The sequence below is a fragment of the Neorhizobium sp. JUb45 genome, assembly GCF_004343585.1.
In the GTDB taxonomy this organism is placed as follows: domain Bacteria; phylum Pseudomonadota; class Alphaproteobacteria; order Rhizobiales; family Rhizobiaceae; genus Neorhizobium.
The window spans coordinates 159,528-175,754 of the sequence record NZ_SLYW01000004.1; the positions used below are offsets into that span (position 1 = coordinate 159,528).

General features: G+C 59.0%; 17 protein-coding genes and 1 tRNA gene. 14 read left to right on the forward strand and 4 right to left on the reverse strand.

Annotated features, from left to right (window positions below; translation table 11 throughout):
* Positions 1 to 245: 245 nt before the first annotated feature.
* From EDF70_RS17560 to EDF70_RS17600, 9 genes are all read left to right on the forward strand, one after another.
* A complete protein-coding gene (locus EDF70_RS17560) occupies positions 246 to 431 on the forward strand; it encodes a Flp family type IVb pilin (protein WP_132276220.1) in 186 nt (61 codons plus the stop codon).
* A 117-nt stretch (positions 432 to 548) separates the two neighbouring features.
* Positions 549 to 1,073 (forward strand): prepilin peptidase, encoded by a 525-nt coding sequence (locus EDF70_RS17565; RefSeq protein WP_132276222.1) that lies wholly within the window; start codon positions 549 to 551, stop codon positions 1,071 to 1,073.
* Positions 1,074 to 1,191: 118 nt separating this feature from the next.
* The gene (gene cpaB / locus EDF70_RS17570; protein ID WP_132276224.1) at positions 1,192 to 1,980 is read left to right on the forward strand and encodes a Flp pilus assembly protein CpaB; all 789 of its coding nucleotides are present in this window, start codon (positions 1,192 to 1,194) and stop codon (positions 1,978 to 1,980) included.
* The gene (locus EDF70_RS17575; protein ID WP_132276226.1) at positions 1,977 to 3,452 is read left to right on the forward strand and encodes a type II and III secretion system protein family protein; all 1,476 of its coding nucleotides are present in this window, start codon (positions 1,977 to 1,979) and stop codon (positions 3,450 to 3,452) included. The genes cpaB and EDF70_RS17575 overlap by 4 nt, the downstream gene beginning before the upstream one ends.
* A 59-nt stretch (positions 3,453 to 3,511) precedes the next feature.
* The gene (locus EDF70_RS17580; protein WP_132276228.1) at positions 3,512 to 4,201 is read left to right on the forward strand and encodes a CpaD family pilus assembly lipoprotein; all 690 of its coding nucleotides are present in this window, start codon (positions 3,512 to 3,514) and stop codon (positions 4,199 to 4,201) included.
* Positions 4,202 to 4,235: 34 nt separating this feature from the next.
* Positions 4,236 to 5,519, forward strand: a complete 1,284-nt coding sequence (locus EDF70_RS17585; protein WP_132276819.1) for a CpaE family protein — start codon at positions 4,236 to 4,238, stop codon at positions 5,517 to 5,519.
* A gap of 32 nt (positions 5,520 to 5,551) precedes the next feature.
* On the forward strand, positions 5,552 to 7,030 hold the full coding sequence (locus EDF70_RS17590) for a CpaF family protein (protein WP_132276230.1): 1,479 nt from the start codon (positions 5,552 to 5,554) through the stop codon (positions 7,028 to 7,030).
* 1 nt (position 7,031) lies between these two features.
* Positions 7,032 to 8,045 carry a type II secretion system F family protein gene (locus EDF70_RS17595; protein WP_132276232.1) on the forward strand — a complete coding sequence of 338 codons (1,014 nt, stop codon included), beginning with the start codon at positions 7,032 to 7,034 and terminating at the stop codon, positions 8,043 to 8,045.
* 10 nt (positions 8,046 to 8,055) lie between these two features.
* On the forward strand, positions 8,056 to 9,030 hold the full coding sequence (locus EDF70_RS17600) for a type II secretion system F family protein (RefSeq protein ID WP_132276234.1): 975 nt from the start codon (positions 8,056 to 8,058) through the stop codon (positions 9,028 to 9,030).
* Positions 9,031 to 9,140: 110 nt separating this feature from the next.
* On the opposite strand, the gene EDF70_RS17605 is transcribed toward EDF70_RS17600, so the two are convergent.
* Positions 9,141 to 9,989: a tetratricopeptide repeat protein gene (locus EDF70_RS17605; protein WP_132276236.1), complete on the reverse strand. Its 849-nt coding sequence runs from the start codon at positions 9,987 to 9,989 to the stop codon at positions 9,141 to 9,143.
* Between the two features lie 127 nt (positions 9,990 to 10,116).
* Here EDF70_RS17605 and EDF70_RS17610 point away from each other — a divergent pair, with 127 nt between their 5' ends.
* The 4 genes from EDF70_RS17610 to EDF70_RS17625 all read left to right on the forward strand — a co-directional run bounded on the left by EDF70_RS17610 (position 10,117) and on the right by EDF70_RS17625 (position 13,277).
* Positions 10,117 to 11,514 carry a leucyl aminopeptidase family protein gene (locus EDF70_RS17610; protein WP_132276238.1) on the forward strand — a complete coding sequence of 466 codons (1,398 nt, stop codon included), beginning with the start codon at positions 10,117 to 10,119 and terminating at the stop codon, positions 11,512 to 11,514.
* 93 nt (positions 11,515 to 11,607) lie between these two features.
* Positions 11,608 to 11,958, forward strand: coding sequence for a MarR family winged helix-turn-helix transcriptional regulator (locus EDF70_RS17615; protein WP_132276240.1), 351 nt, complete (start codon positions 11,608 to 11,610; stop codon positions 11,956 to 11,958).
* A gap of 18 nt (positions 11,959 to 11,976) precedes the next feature.
* Positions 11,977 to 12,825 carry an NlpC/P60 family protein gene (locus tag EDF70_RS17620; RefSeq protein ID WP_132276242.1) on the forward strand — a complete coding sequence of 283 codons (849 nt, stop codon included), beginning with the start codon at positions 11,977 to 11,979 and terminating at the stop codon, positions 12,823 to 12,825.
* 101 nt (positions 12,826 to 12,926) lie between these two features.
* Positions 12,927 to 13,277 carry a hypothetical protein gene (locus tag EDF70_RS17625; protein ID WP_132276244.1) on the forward strand — a complete coding sequence of 117 codons (351 nt, stop codon included), beginning with the start codon at positions 12,927 to 12,929 and terminating at the stop codon, positions 13,275 to 13,277.
* 253 nt (positions 13,278 to 13,530) lie between these two features.
* Here the strand turns inward: EDF70_RS17625 and EDF70_RS17630 are convergent.
* From EDF70_RS17630 to xseA, 3 genes are all read right to left on the reverse strand, one after another.
* A tRNA-Leu gene (locus EDF70_RS17630) sits at positions 13,531 to 13,617 on the reverse strand.
* An 89-nt stretch (positions 13,618 to 13,706) separates the two neighbouring features.
* Positions 13,707 to 14,063 (reverse strand): SelT/SelW/SelH family protein, encoded by a 357-nt coding sequence (locus EDF70_RS17635; protein WP_132276246.1) that lies wholly within the window; start codon positions 14,061 to 14,063, stop codon positions 13,707 to 13,709.
* Positions 14,064 to 14,090: 27 nt separating this feature from the next.
* Positions 14,091 to 15,704, reverse strand: a complete 1,614-nt coding sequence (gene xseA, locus EDF70_RS17640; RefSeq protein WP_132276248.1) for an exodeoxyribonuclease VII large subunit — start codon at positions 15,702 to 15,704, stop codon at positions 14,091 to 14,093.
* A 248-nt stretch (positions 15,705 to 15,952) separates the two neighbouring features.
* Here xseA and EDF70_RS17645 point away from each other — a divergent pair, with 248 nt between their 5' ends.
* On the forward strand, positions 15,953 to 16,180 hold the full coding sequence (locus EDF70_RS17645; protein WP_132276250.1) for a hypothetical protein: 228 nt from the start codon (positions 15,953 to 15,955) through the stop codon (positions 16,178 to 16,180).
* Positions 16,181 to 16,227 lie beyond the last annotated feature (47 nt).

Genomic DNA, 16,227 nt, shown 5'->3' on the forward strand with positions numbered 1-16,227 from the left:
CTGAAATAAAGGCTTTGATCGAAGACGCTGATTTTGAACAAATATAGAATGTCATAAATCGTGTGGTTGTTTCTGCTTTTTATTTGCCTGTTGTTTACCAAGCCGTTGGCATTCAATAATTAATTCTCTGGTAACCGATTTCGTTAAGCGGATTGAAATCGGCATTCGCTAGGTTCTGCTCATCCGAACAGCGGACAACAGTTGTCGGTAGTGCTGAAGAACAACGTAGAATTTAGGAGAGAAGAATGTCGAAGATTTTTGCTCGTTTCATGAAGGACGAATCTGGTGCGACCGCCATCGAGTATGGCCTGATCGCAGCCCTGATTTCCGTCGCCCTGATCGCCGGCGCAACCACCCTCGGTGGCGTTCTGAACAACACGTTTGTCAACATCTCGACCAAGATGAACACAGCGTCCGGCACCTACAAGTAAGCCGTCGGCTTACACCTTTCAGGTGACATTGCCGCGGAGCCGCCTTATCGGGGCGGCTCCGTGCGTTTTAAGGATGCTGTTTGAATACCGGCATTCCGAGCTGATTTAGGAGGTTGCATGGCAGGCATAGCTGTTTCGTACCTGGTCCTCTGTATTCTGCCCGCCGGCTTGGCTCTTGCCGCGATCAGCGATCTTACGAGAATGACTATACCCAATGCTATTCCAGCGGTGATTCTGCTGTCATTTTTTATTTTTGCGCCGCTTGTCGGCCTCGAGTTGTCGGATATCGGCATGGGGATTGTCGCCGGTATTGTGGTGTTTGTAGTCTGCTTCTCGCTTTTTGCCGCCAATGTTATGGGCGGCGGCGATGCCAAATTGCTCACCGCCGTGGCATGTTGGTATGGCTTCAATCAACAGCTTTTGGTTTTTCTTGTTGCAACCGCTTTCCTTGGCGGCATCCTTACGATTGCCATCTTGATGATTCGCGCGCATTCGAACACCGTTCTGGCCATGGGGGTCGCGCTTCCACAGTCCTTGACGACGGCCAGCAAGATTCCTTACGGTATTGCGATCGCGGTAGCTGGTTTCATGACCTGCGAGTATGCACCTATCGTTGCAATGGCGATGCGCGCAGCCGGTTAACTTCAGTTTTACTTCGGAAACCGGACGTTAACCGAAATTGTAAGTCCCTTATTAACCATAATTATACCATTGGCGGCCATTCTCCCGAAAGACTTAAGTAGTCCTTCAGGAAGCCGCCATGAAACCCGCCCGTATAATCATCCTCACAGTTGCCGTTGTCGCGGCCGGATTGGCCGGCCTGCTGGCTATGCAAATGGGCGGTAGCACCGTTCAGGAAATCGTCCGCCAGGCGCCGACTGTCAACGTGCTCGTTTCGGCCGCCAATCTTCCGGTGGGCAGCAGGCTCAATGATGAAGCGCTGCGGTGGGTTGGATGGCCGGAGAGCGGTATCGTCCAGGGGCTGATTACGGATCGCGAACGTCCTCAAGCCATCAGTGAGCTGAACGGCGCCGTCGTTCGCCTGCCTTTGTTCGAAGGCGAACCGGTTCGCCCGGAAAAGGTGGCTGACTCCTCAAGCCGCATCATGTCCTCGCTCCTTCCCGCCGGCAAGCGTGCAGTCGCAACAGAAATCTCGGTCGCGACTGGCGCTGGTGGTTTCGTGCTTCCAAATGACCGGGTCGACGTGATCATGGTGCGCAAGGGGGACGACGGCACTTTCCGCACCGAGGACATCCTCAGCAATATCCGCGTTCTGGCCATCGACCAGCAGATTCAGGAAAATGAAGATGGTTCCAAGGCTGTGATCGGCACGACCGCGACGCTGGAACTCACGCCTGATCAAACCAAGGTCATTATCGTTGCCCAGCAGATGGCCAGCCGGCTGTCCCTTGTTCTGCGCTCTGTTGCCGATGCCCAGGAGCCGGACACGACTGTTCCGGATTATCTTCTCGCCGGTGGCGACAAGAGCCAGGTTCAGATCATCAAATCCGGACAGATCGTGACAGGTGCGCAGGCGGTACAACAATGAACAGGAACGCTCAGGTGGTTAGCTTCAAGAACAAACTCCGCACATCGGCTGCTGCGGGCCTGTCATTCTGCATCGCTTTTTCAGGTTTTCCGATCGGCGACGGCTTTCTGGACTTGGGCCCCGTTGCGGTTCAGGCCGCACAGGAAAGCATTGTTCGCATCAGCGAGGCCGGTACAGGCGTCCGCCGCCGTCTAAAGATTGGTCTCAACAAGGCCATCGTCGTGGATCTGCCGAGTGATGCCCATGACATCCTGGTTGCCGATCCGTCGATCGCCGACGCGGTTACCCGTACGTCGCGCCGCATCTATCTTTTTGGCAAAACCGTCGGCCAGACCAACATTTTCATCTTCGGCCCGAAAGGGGAGGAGGTCGTAAGCCTTGATCTGGAGATCGAACGCGATATCGCCGGTCTCGAACAGAACCTGCGCCGGTTCCTGCCGGATTCCAACATCAAGGTCGAGATCATCTCGGACAACATCGTCCTGAGCGGCAACGTTCGCACACCACAGGATTCGGCCAAGGCGGAACAGCTGGCCAAGATCTTCCTCAAGGGCGGCGAGGCCACGAGTCGCAAAGACGTGTCGGGCGATGAGGGCCGGCAGACGTCGCAGATTCAGAACATGATCGCTGTCGAAGGCGAAGATCAGGTGATGTTGAAGATCACCGTTGCCGAAATCCGACGTGAAGTAGTGAAGCAGCTCGGTTTTGACAATGCCTTCGCGCGTAGTGCTTCTGCATCCGGTTCAAACTTAAATGTTCTTCAAGCAATAACTGACGTAGGAGGGATTGAGGCGACCGCCGGCGGCAATATCGGCAAGTTCAGTATAGGGATGGTTCTGAGTGCGCTGGAGCAAGCAAACGCTATCAGAACCTTGGCAGAGCCAACACTTACGGCGATTTCGGGGCAGTCTGCTACGTTTAATTCCGGAGGTGAAATTCTTTATAGCACCGTAGGCCCCGATGGTGTCACGACGGTAACGCCTTACAAATACGGCATTGGACTTGCCTTCACGCCGACCGTCTTGTCATCCGGCCGTATCAGTTTGCGTATTCAGACCAGTGTTTCCGAGCCGCTGGAAGGCACGACAGGCGGAGCGGAATATCGCAAGCGCGACGCCGAAACGGTTGTTGAATTGCCATCGGGTGGATCCATGACGCTTGCCGGCCTGATCCGAGATGATTCCCAGCAAACTATGAGCGGTACGCCGGGTGCGTCCAAGATCCCGCTGCTGGGCGCCGCTTTTCGCAAAAAGACGTCGGACCGCAGAGAAACCGAACTGGTCATCATCGCGACGCCCTATCTGGTTCGTCCGGTTGCCCGCAACGATCTTTCCCGTCCGGATGACAACTTCAATCCGGCAAGCGATGCGGCAAGCGTTTTCCTCGGCCACGTGAACAAGATTTACGGCCGGCGTGAGAGTGCCGCGCCGAGTGAGCCGTATCACGGCAATGTCGGGTTTATCTACAAATGACGGCGAACCTCTTCACATCCATCATCCCGGCAGGCAGCCGACAAGAAAGATGCCGATCCATGACCAAGGCCAGAACACTCGCCCCCACAGCTTTCGCAGGCCGTCTTCCTGTCGTTGCCGCCGTGATCGGCCTGGCGGCGCTCGTCTCCGGCTGCGCCGACCGTGTTGTCACGGGGTCGATCCCGGATGATTACCGCACGCGGCATCCGATTGTTGTCGCCGAAGGTCAGAAGTCCATCGACATTCCCGTTGCCATGGGCGACCAGGGGCTGACGCGCGGACAAAGCGAAGTCATCGCCGGTTTCATTGATGAGTATCGGCGAGCCTCCACCGGCATCATCCAGATTCAGACGCCCAGAGGCTCGATCAATGACGGTGCGGCCGCATCGGCAGTCGGCGACGTCCGACGCCTGATGGTGCGCTTGGGTGTGCCGAAAAACAAGATATTGCATGTGACGTTTGCGGCAGGTCCTGGGGAACCTGCACCACTTCGGCTGACGTTTAACGCGGTCACGGCACAGACCAGTCCCTGCGGGGAGTGGCCAGCGGACATGACGCTGAACACGACCCAGAACGACAATTACTATAATTTTGGTTGCGCCAGCCAGCGCAACCTCGCCGCTCAGATCGCCAATCCGCATGATCTTCTCGGTCCGCGTCGCATGACGCCGCCGGACGCAGAACAGCGGGGCAAGGTCATGGAAAATTACCGCGGCGCTTACACGAAGCTTAGGGACATGGACAACTGATGAGGACGAGCGTCACGAGGGAGACCAAATCATGATCGGGTCCGTGGAATATCGCGTCAATCCTTCTTCCTCGCAGGCGGAAGACGACATCACGCGCGAATCTGAGCTGGAAAACATGCGGCCGCTGCCGCGCATTTCCGTACATGTCTTTTGTGAAAGCGATGGCCTGCACCGTGTCATGGAGCGCCTTGCCAATGACCGTCGCATGGCGAAGGTCAACCTGCGCATCACCAGTGGCAGCGTTGATGCAGCCGCGCAGATGTTTTCCTCCACCTCGACGCCCAACCTGATCATTCTGGAAACCCAGGCCGAGCCGCGCAACCTGCTGGCGGAACTGGCTCCGCTGGCTCAGGTCTGCGATCCGTCGACCCGTGTCATCCTGATCGGACGTTATAATGACATCGGCCTTTACCGGGATCTGATCCGCAACGGCATTTCCGAATACATGGTCGCGCCGGTCTCCATGGCGGATCTGCTCAGTGCCGTTTCGACGATCTTCGTCGATCCCGACGCTGAACCGCTGGGCAAATCGGTTGCCTTCATCGGTGCCAAGGGTGGGTCCGGCTCTTCGACCATTGCCCATAACTGCGCTTTCGGCATTTCGTCGCTTTTTTCGACCGAAACGATCCTCGCTGACCTCGATCTCGCTTATGGCACAGCCAATATCGACTTCGATCAGGACCCGGCCCAGGGTATTGCCGAGGCCGTGTTCGCGCCTGAGCGGCTGGACGAAGTGTTTCTCGATCGCCTGTTGACGAAATGCTCGCAGCACCTGTCGCTGCTGTCTGCCCCGTCTTTGCTTGATCGCGCCTATGATTTTGATGGCGGCGCCTTCCGCCCGATCATGGAAGTTCTGCAGCGCACGGCTCCCGTGGCCGTTCTCGACGTGCCGCATGCATGGTCTGAATGGACACGCTCGGTGCTTGCCGAAGTCGATGAGGTCGTCATCACGGCCGTGCCGGATCTCGCCAATCTGCGCAACACCAAGAACTTGCTGGATGCGCTGAAAAAGTTGCGGCCCAACGACCGTCCTCCGCATCTCGTCCTCAATCAGGTGGGCATGGTCAAGCGTCCGGAAATCGCGCCGGCGGATTTCGTGGAGCCGCTGGAAATGCAGCCGATCGCCATCATCCCGTTCGATGCCCAGCTGTTCGGCAATGCCGCCAATAGTGGTCGCATGATCGCGGAGGTCGATCCGAAATCGGCGGCAGCGGAAACCTTTTCGCAGATCTCGCACATCGTCACCGGACGGGCGGCAGTAAAACGCGCCAAGAAGGCCGGCCTCGGCAATGTGCTTGGCCGCTTCCGTCGCGGTTGATCTGTAACACGTCGTAAAGACTGGATCGTAGAATGTTTGGAAAACGCGGAAACGAAGGATTTGGCAAGGCGGGCATCAGCCCGCCTCCGGTTGCGCCGCCGCCAGTGCCGGAGCCGGCAGCCGTGCGCCCCAGCGTTCCCGAAGTTCTGGCCGAAGCCCCGTCTCCGACGATGACACGTCAGGCGAATACACCGCCACCGGCGGCTGCCCGCAAGCGGCCTACCCGGACAGAGGGCTATTACGACACCAAGAGCCAGGTCTTTTCCGCTCTTATCGATACGATCGACCTGTCGCAGCTGGCCAAGCTCGATGGTGAAAGCGCGCGCGAAGAAATCCGCGACATCGTCAACGACATCATCACCATCAAGAATTTCGCGATGTCGATCTCCGAGCAGGAAGAACTGCTCGAGGATATCTGCAACGACGTTCTCGGTTACGGCCCGCTCGAACCGCTTCTGGCACGAGACGACATTGCCGACATTATGGTCAACGGTTCCGGCCAGACTTTTATCGAAGTCGGCGGCAAGACGATCGAATCCGAGATCCGTTTCCGCGACAACCAGCAGCTTCTATCGATCTGCCAGCGTATCGTCAGCCAGGTCGGCCGTCGTGTCGATGAAAGTTCGCCAATCTGCGACGCCCGTCTGCCGGATGGTTCGCGTGTCAACGTCATCGCTCCGCCGCTCGCAATCGACGGTCCTGCGCTCACCATCCGTAAGTTCAAGAAGGACAAGCTCAAGCTCGATCAGCTGGTGAAATTCGGTTCGATCAGCCCGGAAGGCGCCACCGTCCTGCAGATCATCGGACGCGTCCGCTGCAATGTCGTCATTTCCGGCGGTACCGGCTCGGGCAAGACCACGCTTCTGAACTGCCTGACCGGCTTTATCGATACCGACGAACGCGTCATCACCTGCGAGGATACGGCTGAACTTCAGCTGCAGCAGCCGCATGTGGTGCGCCTCGAAACGCGCCCGCCAAATATCGAAGGCGAAGGCGAGGTCACGATGCGTGACCTCGTCAAGAACTGCCTGCGTATGCGCCCCGAACGCATCATCGTCGGTGAAGTGCGCGGACCGGAGGTTTTTGACCTTCTGCAGGCGATGAACACTGGTCACGATGGTTCGATGGGCACGATCCACGCCAACACCCCGCGCGAATGCCTCAGCCGTATGGAATCGATGATCGCCATGGGTGGTTTCACTCTGCCGGCCAAGACCGTGCGCGAAATCATTGCCGGCTCCATCGACGTGATTGTTCAGGCAGCGCGTCTGCGCGACGGTTCGCGCCGCATCACCCACATCACCGAAGTCATCGGCATGGAAGGTGATGTCATCATCACCCAGGATCTGATGCGCTACGAGATCGAAGGCGAAGATGCCAATGGTCGACTGGTCGGCCGGCATAAGTCGACCGGTATCGTCAAACCGCATTTCTGGGATCGTGCCCGCTATTTCAACGAGGATCGTCGTCTGGCAGCAGCGCTGGACGAGATGGAAAAGAAGTCGGCTTGATATGTTCGGTCTGGACCCCATTACGCTTGGTGTAATTCTTCTTGCTTCCATATCGGCAGGCGCCGTGGCTTACGGCGTTCTTTTCGGCCGTCTCGAAACAGAGAAAAAAACGGAAAGCCGTTTCAATCGCGTCAAGTCGGCTGAAACGGATATGGGCCGTGCCAAAGCCGCGCGCGATCGCGTGCAGGAAATGTCCAAGCGCCGCAAATCGGTGCAGGATTCGCTGAAAGAGCTGGAAAAGAAGCAACAGGAAGACTCCCGCCAGAAGGCCGACAAGAGCGTCAAGGGCAGGCTGGCGCAGTCGGGCGTGTCGCTCAGCCTTGGCGCGTTCTACATGATCAGCGTCGGCCTGGGGCTGTTCCTGACGCTGGCTCTCTTCGTTTTCGGCCTGCCTATCTATGCCGCACTCGGTGGTGGTTTCGTCGCCGGCGTCGGCCTGCCGCGCTGGGTGATAGGCTTCATTGTCAAACGCCGCCAGAACAAGTTCCTCGAAGAATTTCCCAATGCGCTCGATGTCATGGTTCGCTCCATCAAGTCGGGTCTACCACTCAATGATGCGATGCGACTGATCGCCAGCGATGGCCAGGAGCCAGTGAAGGGTGAGTTTCGCCGTGTCATCGAATCGCAGCAGGTGGGCTTGAGCATTCCCGAGGCCTGTACCCGCATGACGCAGACCATGCCGCTGTCCGAAGTCAACTTCTTCGCCATCGTTATCGCGCTGCAGAGCCAGGCCGGCGGCAATCTTTCCGAAGCCATCGGCAATCTGTCCAAAGTGCTGCGCGAACGTCGCAAGATGAAGGCCAAGGTCAGTGCCCTGTCGATGGAAGCAAAGGCATCCGCCGTCATCATCGGCGCATTGCCTTTTATCGTTGCAACGCTCGTTTCTCTTACATCACCGGCTTACATGGCGATCCTGTTCACCGATCCACGTGGCCATCTGATCATGCTCGGTTCCGGCATCTGGATGTCGATCGGCATTTTCGTCATGCGCAACATGATCAACTTCGACATATAGGGACGCGGTAATGGAACTTGCTAAAACCCTGACCGACCCGATGACCCTGATCGCGTTGCTGGTCGCCGTGGCGGTGTTTGCAACCTTCTATTCTCTCGCCGCACCCTATCTGGAGGGCGACAATCTCAACAAGCGCATGAAGGCGGTGTCGACGGAGCGGGAAATGATCCGCGCCCGGGAGCGCTCGCGCATGGCAAACGAGCAGTCGCGCGGCAGTCTGAGGTCGCAAAGCAATCAGCCGGTGCAGCAGATCGTTGAGCGTTTCAACCTTCGCAAGGCGCTGGTGGACGAAAATACCGTCAATCGTCTGCGCGCTGCAGGTCTGCGCACGCAAAACGCTCTGAACATGTTTTTGCTGGCGCGCTTCCTGCTGCCATTCGTATTTCTGGCACTTGCTGTGGTCTACATTTTCGTGCTCGGCAATATGGCGGATTACATCTTTCAGGCCAGGCTGGTAACAGCTCTGTTCGTCGGCGCCATCGGTTTCTACGTTCCCAACATCTACATCAAGAACAGGATCGGCAAGCGGCAGCACTCGATCAAGCGCGCCTGGCCCGATGCGCTCGACCTGATGCTGATCTGCGTGGAGTCCGGTATCTCCATCGAAGCGGCGATGCGTCGTGTTTCCGAGGAAATGGCAACCCAGTCGCCGGAACTGGCAGAGGAAATGGTTCTGACCACCGCGGAACTCTCCTTTCTGCCGGATCGTCGCGTGGCACTCGAAAACCTCGGCATCCGCACCCAGCTCGATATCGTCAAGGCCGTCACCACGGCGCTGATCCAAGCAGAACGTTACGGCACGCCGTTGTCGCAGGCATTGCGTGTTCTGGCGCAGGAAGGTCGTGATGAGCGCATGAACGCTGCCGAAAAGAAGGCAGCGGCTCTGCCGCCGAAACTGACCGTACCGATGATCCTGTTCTTCCTGCCCGTACTGATCGCCGTCATTCTCGGCCCGGCCATGATGCAGGTCTCCGACCGCTTCTGACGGTTGTGGCGAAAGCCTCGATCAAAGCGCTTAGAACGAAAAACGCCGGCCCGTGTGATGACGGAGCCGGCGTTTTTTGTCTTCAAGCAGAAAGGGAAGAGGGGAGGGGATCAGTTCGTCCGCAGCTTCGGCTTGCCATCCTTGTCGGCAAGCTTCGCCCAGGAATTTTGCTGCGAAAGCATGGAGCGCAGATAGGCGACATTGGCGTCCGCCTGGCTTTGCGAAAGCTCCTTGCGGGCAATGTCTTCGGCCTCGGAAAAACGGCCCTGAAGGCCAACCACCAGTGACAGGTTTTGCCGCACGCGGCTATCGGCAGTCGGCTGGCCGGAAGCGTCGCGCAGATAGCTTTCCGCCTTTTTCAGATCGCCGGACAGCACATAGGACATGCCGATATTGGAAACCACGCTCGGTTCGTTCGGCTGTGTGGCAAGTGCCTGCTGATATTTTGCCCGTGCTTCTTCCGAGCGGCCCAGCTGATCCAGTACCGCACCTTCGGCGGAGTAAAGACGCCAGTCGGGGCGGTCGGGCGTCTGGGCGCGGGCAAGCGTGCTGAGCGCCTGTTCCAGCTGGCCGGCGGCTGCCTGCGCCTTGCCGTAGGCGGCGAGTACGTCGCGGTCGGATGGGTGCGCGATGACAACCTGCTGCATCACCGCCAGAGACTGGGTGTTCTTGCCGGTCATGCGCAGGATATTGGCGTAGTTCAGGCCGGTATTGCGGTCCTTCGGGGTCTTTTCATACGCCGCGCCGATACGCTGTTCGGCGCTCGCCAGCTGCGTTGCATTCATGCCGTCGAAGGATTCGGAGCGCGCCGTGCTCTGGCTGGAGATCGAACCCGTTGTCAGACGATCCGCGTTGCGACCGGTGCTGTTGCAGCCGGCAACGGACAGCATGACGAGAACCAGCGCGGCCGTGTGGGCAAGGCGGCGCTTGTGGTCGGAAACGAAAAGGCAAGCAGGCATGGCGATGATCTCTCGACGAACCGGCGCCCCTGCGACTGAAAGGGTTACAAACATGGGTGGCGCAATCTTGCCTCAAGCAATAATCTGTTAACCCTAACAGACCGTTAAACTTCATTCGAAGGCTGCCATGTCCCCCTATCAATTTGTCGATCGCCCCTCTCCCTTCACCGCAAAATCCGCCACGTCCCGCCCCGTTTATGCGGTCACACCGGCTGATTTGGACACCGGCGTGCTACCGGCAGACGTGAGCGGGTGGGCAAAGGCGGCGGGGTTCAAGGCCGAATCAGGCGCATTGCTTCTGGTGCCCGGCGCATCGGGCGAATTGGCCTCGGCGCTGTTCGGCCTTGGCAGCGAGCCTGCCGATGCACCGTTTGCCGCCGGCAAGCTTGGCCGCTCGTTGCCGGCGGGGCAGTGGCACATCGAATCGACCGCTCTTACGGCAGAAAAGCTCGCCCTTGGCTTCGGCCTTGGAACTTACGCGTTCACGCGCTATCTGAAGGACAAGCCGCAGGAGGCAAAGCTTGTAGTTTCGGAGGATGCCGATGCGGCGGATCTCGACCGCCAGCTTGCCGCAGTCTTCCTTGCTCGCGACCTTATCAACACGCCGACCAACGACATGGGGCCGGAAAATCTGGAAGCGGCCTTCCGCGCGCTCGCAAAACATTATGGTGCCGAAGTCTCGTCCATTATCGGTGAAGATTTGCTCACCCAAAACTTTCCGCTGATCCACACCGTCGGTCGCGCCAGCGCGCAGGCGCCGCGTCTGCTGGACATGCGCTGGGGCCGCAAGGGTGCCAAAACCATCACGCTGGTCGGCAAGGGCGTCTGCTTCGATACGGGTGGCCTCGATATCAAGCCGGCCGCTTCCATGCTGCTGATGAAGAAGGATATGGGCGGTGCGGCCAATGTTCTGGCGCTGGCGCTGATGATCATGGATGCCGGCCTCGACGTCGATCTGCGCGTGCTGGTGCCGGCGGTCGAAAATTCGATCTCCGCCAACGCTTTCCGCCCGAGCGATATCTATCGCAGCCGCAAGGGTATCACCGTGCAGATCGACAATACCGATGCCGAAGGGCGTCTGGTTCTGGCCGATGCGCTGGCCTATGCCGATGAGGATGCTCCCGACCTGATGATCGACATGGCGACGCTGACGGGGGCGGCCCGTGTGGCGCTCGGCCCTGATCTGCCGCCGTTCTTCACCGATGATGAAGCGTTGGCTTCTGCACTCTATGCTGCAAGCGATAAGGCCGATGACCCGATGTGGCGCCTGCCGCTCTTCAAGGGCTACGAGAAGGATATCCGCTCGCGCGCCGCCGAAATCACCAATGCGCCGGGTGGCGGCATGGCGGGTGCCATCACCGCCGCGCTCTTCCTCAAGCATTTTGTCTCCAATGCCAAAAGCTGGGTGCATTTCGATATCTACGGCTGGTGCCCGGCTGAGCGTCCGCATGCGCCGATTGGCGGTGAGGCACAGGCCATTCGCGCCTTGTACACGCACATTCGTGAAATCGCCGCAAAGGCCTGATCGAGGAGGATTGGCGATAAACCATATGAACGGGCGCGCTCTTGCGCCCGTTTTCATTTGCGCGGAAAATGGTGTCCTTAAGTTGGAGTAGGCATGCCTGTAGAAATGACGGCCAGTGAGGCGCTGGGCCTGTGGCAGAAGGTGACGCTCGAACAGGTGCGCCGCGACGAGCCGGACCTGACGCTGCGTCAACTGTCGATCCTGCTGCATGTCTACATGGTGCCGCCACCGCATACCGTGCGCGGACTTGCGGCAACGCTCAGCGTTACCAAGCCGGTCATCACCCGCGCGCTCGATACGATGGGGGCGATGGCATTGATCGACCGGGTCCGCGACGAGCGCGATCGCCGCAATGTCGTCATCAAGCGCACGCTGGCCGGTGCACTCTATCTTGAAAAATTCGGCGATCTCGTCATCGACGAGGGCCGCAAGCTCACTCCCTGATTTGACCCCTGAGGCAGCATGACCAACACCCTCGATCGTCGTCTCCACGCATTCCGTCCCGACCTCGCCGATGAAGCCCTGCGGGGCCAAGTGGAGGCGCAACGTTTCACGGCTGGCGAACCCGCGCAGGTTACCGTGCCGGTAGCGGCGTTACGTCCCGCGCCCGATCTTGCCCGCGGCATTGATACAGAGCTTCTGATCGGTGAAACGGTGCGGGTTTTCGATCGTGCCGATGGTTGGGCCTGGGTTCAGGCGGACGAGGATGGTTATGTCGGATATCTTCCCGAAGCCCACATCGGCCCGGTTGATGAGGCGACCCATCTTGTCGTCGTGCCGCGCAGTTTCATCTATCCCGAGCCGGAACTGCGCAAGCCGCATGTCGGCGTGCTGTCCATGGGCAGCCGTATCAAGATCGTCGGCGAGGCGGAAACCCGCGGCAACCACTATCACGTCGTGGACAATGGTACGGCGGTCATGTCCGGCCATGTCCGCCCGGTCTCGGAGGTTCTGGAGGATTACGTGTCCGTTGCCACGCGTTTCATCGAGACACCTTATCTCTGGGGCGGCCGTTCCGGCATAGGTATCGACTGCTCCGGCCTCACCCAGCTTGCTCTTATGATGATCGGCCAAAAGTTTCCGCGTGATACCGATATGCAGGCCAAGGTGGGAACCGAGATTACGCGCGAGGAACTGCGTCGCGGCGATCTGGTTTTCTGGAAAGGCCATGTTGGTATCATGGAGGATGTGGAAACGCTTCTGCATGCCAATGGCCACACGATGACGGTGGCGCGCGAAAATCTCGAGGCGGCGGTCAAGCGGATCGGCTGGCTTTATGAACAGCCCACCGGTTATCGGCGGATCCTCTGATCGTTCGCGCTCGAGGCGCAGAGATCACGCGAACGTGGCGGCCGTGCTATGGCATCGGCCGCAATGCATCCTTATCTGTAGGGGCGGATACGGAGACTGATATGTTCAAAGGTGCCTGGATATTGCCGCTTGTGATGGTGCTGGTTCTTTTGCCGGCGCTTGCCCTCGCGCAGGATCGCGCTCCCACGTTCAAGGATCTGCCGGGCGTCGTGCCGGAGCAGAGCCGGGTAACGGCGGATAATGGTGATGCCGACGGCAACAATACCCGGTGCGAGTCGGGCATCGGTTACGTGCGCAATTATCGTGGCTGGCGTAACGACACCTTCGGTCGTGATTTTCCGACCCAGGTCTATCGCTGCGAAAGCAACGGCTTCACCTATACCGGTACAGACCTGCCGCCGAACCGGCCTTGGGTGCCGGGCATCAACCCGCATTTCCTGCCTGAAAACTGATTGTTTTGGATGAGCCGCGAGCCGTCAAAAATTAGAGCTGCGTAGGCGTCCACCGCGCCAGTTGGCTATGTCCTGTGCTGCAATTTTCCCAGGAATCCAAAGGATCCTAGGCGAGGGAAAATTCGGTAATTTTCAGGAGGAATGTAAGTCAGAGAGTTGCATGAAACTTCATGCGAAGCTGACCAAAACGCTTGTTTGCGTCTCGCATAGTCACCGGCCAATTGGCCGATAACTCTCTGATCTTAAATAGGAATGGTGCCCAGAAGAGGACTCGAACCTCCACACCCTTTCGGGTACCAGCACCTGAAGCTGGCGCGTCTACCAATTCCGCCATCTGGGCAACGAGGAGCGATGTACGGGGGCAGGCGGGGGAAGTCAACAGCGTTTTTGAACTTTCTGTGTCAGTCGCAAAAAAATTTGTGCGATGCGTCAGCCAGGGTTTTGAGAAGGCTCTTTTGGCTCCGGGTTTTCCCCATTTGCGGCCCGGTCGGTGTGGCCAAGATCGCGGTCCGGCCAGATCCTGTCCCGCAAGCGCTGCTTCAGTTCTTTTGGTCCGGGAAAGCCGCCGTCGCGCTTTCGTTCCCAGATCAGTTCGTCATTGCAGCGAATCTCGAAATTGCCGCCGGTGCCGGGAATGAGCGCCACTTCGCCGATATCCTGCCCAAAGGTTTGCAGCAGCTCCTGCGCCATCCAGCCGGCGCGCAGCAGCCAGTTGCACTGGGTGCAGTAGAGAATGGTGATGCGCGGGCGGGTGAGGGCGGTTTGGGTGTTTGTCGTGTCAGGCATGTCGAAACTCCTCGCCGACGGCGTCGATCAGAACAGGCTGCCCTGCTTGGGGGGCGTGGATGCTTTCTCGTCGGACGCTGCAGGCCTGGGGGCATGACGTTTTTTCGGCGCGGCCGCGCTCGCATCCACTGGCCCATCCTCGCCGGTCACGGCGGCAATACGGCCATCGGCAAATTCAACCGAAATCGCCTGTCCGGAGGAAATGCCAGCAGCGCGCGTCAGCGGTGCGTCGTCGTCGCCGCGGATCACCGCATAACCACGTTTCAGCACGTTCTTGTAGGATAGCGATTGCAGCACGCGGTCCTGCGCGGCAATCGAAGAATGCCGGCGCGCCATGGCGTGGCTGACGGCAGAATCGGCGCGCTGTGAAAGTGTCGTCACCCGCTGGCCTTCGCGCTGCAGCTGGCCGTTCAGGCGTGCGGGCAGGGATGCCAGCGATGCGGATGCTTTCGCTATGCGGCCATGTTCCTTCAGCAGTCGCCTTTCCAGCGTATTGTCAGCTCGCAAGACCTGTTCGGCGATATGGCGGCGCTGCGTTGCGATGCGGTTGGTCAGAATATCCAGCCGCAGTCCGGCGCTTGCCTGCTCGAATGTGCGGCGCTTGGCGATCGCGGTGCGTTCCAGCCCGCGCCCAAGTCCCGAAGCGGCTTCGTCGAAGCGACGGCGCGGCAGCGCCAGCAACTGGTCGAGTGAAGGCAGCGCTCGCATCAGCGAGCGCAGGAACTGGCGGCGATTGTCCATCTGGCGCGAGGCACTGCCGCGCAGCCGTGCAGCAAGGCCCGCCAACTGCGCTTCGAGATCAGCCTTGACCGGTACGGCCATTTCGGCAGCCCCTGTCGGCGTCGGTGCGCGCATGTCGGCGGCGTAATCGATCAGCGTCCAGTCGGTCTCGTGGCCGACGGCCGAAATCAGCGGAATACCGCTTTCGGCTGCCGCACGCACCACGGCCTCGTCGTTGAAACTCCACAGATCCTCCAGGCTGCCACCACCGCGCGCCACGATCAGCACGTCCGGGCGCAGTATCGGGCCACCGGGTTCGATCGCATTGAAACCGCGGATGGCGTTCGCCACCTCGTCGCCGGAGCCTTCGCCCTGCACCTTCACCGGCCAGACGATCACATGCACCGGAAAACGATCGGTGATGCGGTGGAGAATGTCGCGGATGACGGCGCCGGTCGGCGAGGTCACGACGCCGATCACCTGCGGCATGTAGGGCAGGGGGCGTTTGCGCGCCTGATCGAACAGTCCCTCGGCGCCGAGCTTGCGCTTGCGCTCCTCCAAAAGCGCCATCAGCGCGCCGGCGCCGGCCGGTTCCATTGCCTCGATAACGATCTGGTATTTGGACGAGCCGGGAAAAGTGGTGATCTTGCCGGTGGCGATCACTTCCATGCCCTCTTCGGGACGGAACTTTATCCGCGAAAACGAACCTTTCCAGATCACCGCATCGATACGCGCCCGGTCGTCCTTCAAGGAGAAATAGGCGTGGCCGGAAGAATGTGGGCCGCGATAGCCGGAAATTTCGCCGCGCACTCGCACATGGTCGAAAGCCGTCTCCACTGTCCGCTTGATGGAGCCGGACAGTTCGGAGACCGAAAACTCGGTCAGGTTGGAAGGCGAATCGGTTGCGGACATTCTGTTCATGCCGCGAAATTAGTGGGTTTTTAGCGCAAATCAAATCACCGGGCGATGACAGGGCGCAGTATTGGCCAGATGCATAGGGCCAAGTTTATGCCTGCGGGATGTGGATTGCTTCGAAATTGAAACATGCCGTTCAGCAACGGTTAAACCTAGTTTCAATCGACGAGAAATCGGATGGTGTCTCGGTAATCTTTCTTAGCAAGTTCGCCCTAGGCTTGCAGGCATAAAAAGAAAGTAACAGGAGATTATCAGTGCTGTTTCTTACCGCTGTCACTCTGGGCCTCACTGCCGCGATGCTGCGATCGGCCTTCTCCATAGCGCTCGTTGCTGTGCTCATCATTGGCGCATTTGGCGCTGCCGCGTTGACCGGGCCTGTGTCCTTCATTGATCTCGCCGTGGTTCTCGGCGGCTACAATATCGGCATTTTTGGCCTTGTTGCCGGCATGCTGGTGTTTTCCCGCCGCACCGCGGAAGCCTGATCGCCGCAACCCTCCGCTATCGAGGGGACGGGCTTGATTGTCGTCCA

What these genes read in the sequence shown, in the direction of transcription:
- EDF70_RS17605 (WP_132276236.1), bottom strand. Translation starts at nt 9,989, where the DNA reads ATGCCTGCTTGCCTTTTCGTTTCCGACCACAAGCGCCGCCTTGCCCAC.
- EDF70_RS17590 (WP_132276230.1), top strand. Translation starts at nt 5,552, where the DNA reads ATGTTTGGAAAACGCGGAAACGAAGGATTTGGCAAGGCGGGCATCAGC.
- EDF70_RS17620 (WP_132276242.1), top strand. Translation starts at nt 11,977, where the DNA reads ATGACCAACACCCTCGATCGTCGTCTCCACGCATTCCGTCCCGACCTC.
- EDF70_RS17575 (WP_132276226.1), top strand. Translation starts at nt 1,977, where the DNA reads ATGAACAGGAACGCTCAGGTGGTTAGCTTCAAGAACAAACTCCGCACA.
- EDF70_RS17595 (WP_132276232.1), top strand. Translation starts at nt 7,032, where the DNA reads ATGTTCGGTCTGGACCCCATTACGCTTGGTGTAATTCTTCTTGCTTCC.
- cpaB (WP_132276224.1), top strand. Translation starts at nt 1,192, where the DNA reads ATGAAACCCGCCCGTATAATCATCCTCACAGTTGCCGTTGTCGCGGCC.
- EDF70_RS17610 (WP_132276238.1), top strand. Translation starts at nt 10,117, where the DNA reads ATGTCCCCCTATCAATTTGTCGATCGCCCCTCTCCCTTCACCGCAAAA.
- xseA (WP_132276248.1), bottom strand. Translation starts at nt 15,704, where the DNA reads ATGAACAGAATGTCCGCAACCGATTCGCCTTCCAACCTGACCGAGTTT.
- EDF70_RS17600 (WP_132276234.1), top strand. Translation starts at nt 8,056, where the DNA reads ATGGAACTTGCTAAAACCCTGACCGACCCGATGACCCTGATCGCGTTG.
- EDF70_RS17565 (WP_132276222.1), top strand. Translation starts at nt 549, where the DNA reads ATGGCAGGCATAGCTGTTTCGTACCTGGTCCTCTGTATTCTGCCCGCC.
- EDF70_RS17615 (WP_132276240.1), top strand. Translation starts at nt 11,608, where the DNA reads ATGCCTGTAGAAATGACGGCCAGTGAGGCGCTGGGCCTGTGGCAGAAG.
- EDF70_RS17635 (WP_132276246.1), bottom strand. Translation starts at nt 14,063, where the DNA reads ATGCCTGACACGACAAACACCCAAACCGCCCTCACCCGCCCGCGCATC.
- EDF70_RS17625 (WP_132276244.1), top strand. Translation starts at nt 12,927, where the DNA reads ATGTTCAAAGGTGCCTGGATATTGCCGCTTGTGATGGTGCTGGTTCTT.
- EDF70_RS17580 (WP_132276228.1), top strand. Translation starts at nt 3,512, where the DNA reads ATGACCAAGGCCAGAACACTCGCCCCCACAGCTTTCGCAGGCCGTCTT.
- EDF70_RS17560 (WP_132276220.1), top strand. Translation starts at nt 246, where the DNA reads ATGTCGAAGATTTTTGCTCGTTTCATGAAGGACGAATCTGGTGCGACC.